Origin of the sequence: Mesorhizobium sp. M7A.F.Ca.CA.002.09.1.1, assembly GCF_003998555.1 — a bacterium.
Lineage (GTDB): Bacteria > Pseudomonadota > Alphaproteobacteria > Rhizobiales > Rhizobiaceae > Mesorhizobium > Mesorhizobium ciceri.
Window position 1 is genome coordinate 1 of sequence record NZ_RZRR01000960.1, and the last position, 2018, is coordinate 2018.

The 2018-nt window shown below is 64.5% G+C and carries 1 protein-coding gene and 2 pseudogenes; all 3 read right to left on the minus strand.

The annotated features are described in order from the left end of the window. Positions 1-450 (minus strand): annotated as a pseudogene (locus EN994_RS28905) (4-pyridoxolactonase); the annotation flags it as partial. Positions 451-497: 47 nt separating this feature from the next. Continuing rightward, positions 498-1433: an ABC transporter permease gene (locus EN994_RS28910; RefSeq protein WP_024505120.1), complete on the minus strand. Its 936-nt coding sequence runs from the start codon at positions 1431-1433 to the stop codon at positions 498-500. A 3-nt stretch (positions 1434-1436) separates the two neighbouring features. Further along, positions 1437-2018: pseudogene (locus EN994_RS28915) on the minus strand (ABC transporter permease); the annotation flags it as partial.

The window sequence follows — 2018 nt, forward strand, 5'->3', positions numbered from 1 at the left end:
GGTCGCGCCACGCGCTTCGGCAGCCTCCGCCGAAAAACTCAGATCGGAATAGCCGAGATGCTCGAAAGGTTCGGGATTGCAGGCCTGCGGCACCTCGGTCCGGTGGCAGATCTTCTTGGCGTGCGGAAAATACTTGTTGCCGCCGCAATGATCGAAGTGGAAATGCGAATTGACGACGACGTCGATGTCCTTCGGTTCGAGGCCGAGCAGCGCCAGGGCGCCTGGGATGGTCTGGTGCTTTTCCTGGATCGGCTTTTCGAACGGCAGCACCTTCATCACGTGATCGTAGTCGTAGCCGGTGTCGATGAGGAACCGGCCCTCGGCATGTTCGATCAGGATCGAATAGACCGGGAAGCGCACTTCGCCGCCAGGGCCGCGGTTCCAGAACACATGATATCCGTCGAGAACGAGCGAGCCGCCGTCGAGCAGGTAGACCTTGGTATCCGACATTCTTGCCTCCTTTATTGGCGCGGGTCCCGTCCGCGCATGAATTGTCCTCAGCGCGCGCCGCGCTCATATGGAATGCCGAGCGCCGCCGGCAGGCTGGCGCGCCGGCCGAACAGCACCAGCATGATCATCACCGCCAGGAACGGCAGCATCTGGATGATGTCGGTCGGTATGTTGATGCCGGCCACTTGCATGGCCGTCGTCAGCGACAGGCAGACACCGAACAGCAACGCGCCGAACAGCACCCAGATCGGGCGACCGCGCGCCAGCATGGCCAGCACGATGCCGAGAAAGCCCGCGCCATTGGTGATGAACGGAATGAACAGGCCGGCCCCGACATTGGCGAGATACGCGCCCCCGAGCCCGGCCAGCGCTCCGGTCGTCAGCACGGCGATGGTGCGGGTCCGCACGACATCGATGCCGGCGACATCGAGCGCGGCCGGCTTGTCGCCTGCCGCCTGCAAATTGAGGCCCAACTGCGTGCGCCGGTAGATGTAGCCCATGCCGAAAACCAGCGCGACCGCCAGATAGACGATCAGATGATGCTTGAAGAATGCAGGCCCGATGACCGGAAGGTCCGAAAGCAGCGGAATGACAGTCGCATCCGCCGCCGGCAGGCGCGGATAGCTGCGCGAGAACTGGAAATGGTGGAGCAGCGCCGTCAGGCCTTCCAGCCCCAAGGTCAGCGCGATGCCGATGACGATCTGGTTGAGCCCGATGCGCACGCAAAGCAGCGCCATGACAAGCGCCACCGCAGCACCCCCGGCGGCGCCGGTGAGAAAGCCCAGCCACAGCGACCCGGAATAGAAAGCGCCGACAAAGCCGAGATAGGCGCCGGCCAGCATCATGCCTTCGATGCCGATATTGAGCACGCCAGCCTTCTCGGAGATCTGCTCGCCGAGCCCGGCAAGCAGCAGCGGGATCGCTGCGGTGACGGCGCCGAACAGCAGCGCGCTGAGAAAGACCTCGCTGAAGAGCCCGGTCATGCCCTAGGCCCTCCGCGACTGGTTGTATCGGTGATCGAAATATTCGGCGAGCGCGAGCACGATCAGCACGATGGAAACCAGCACCAGCGTGAAATGATTGGGCACGCCGAGCCGGCGCGCCGCGCTCTCGCCGCCGATCGAAAGCACCGAAAGCAGGAACACGAAGCCGATGGCCGCAAAGCCGTTCATACGGGCGAGAAACACGGCGGGTATCACGGCAAGCCCGTAGGCGGGATTCCAGTCGGCGCGGACATTGCCCTGGACGCCGATGATGTCGACGGCGCCGGCAAGCCCGGCCAGCCCGGCCGAAATGGCGAAGACGGCGACGGTCAGGCCGGGAACGCCGAGCCCCGAGTGAACCGCCGCTCGTGGATTGGCGCCGACGATCCTCAGCTTCAGCCCGAACGCCGTGCGCGTCATCACCAGATGCACGATGATGATCGCCGCCAGCCCAAGCAGCAGGCCACTGGTGATGGTCGTTTCGAACAGGCGCGGCAGCCGGTCCTCCACCGGCAGCGTGCGCGTCTGCGGCACGGTCGTGCTTGGGTCGCGAAACGCCAGCTTGACCAGCACATTGGCGAGCGA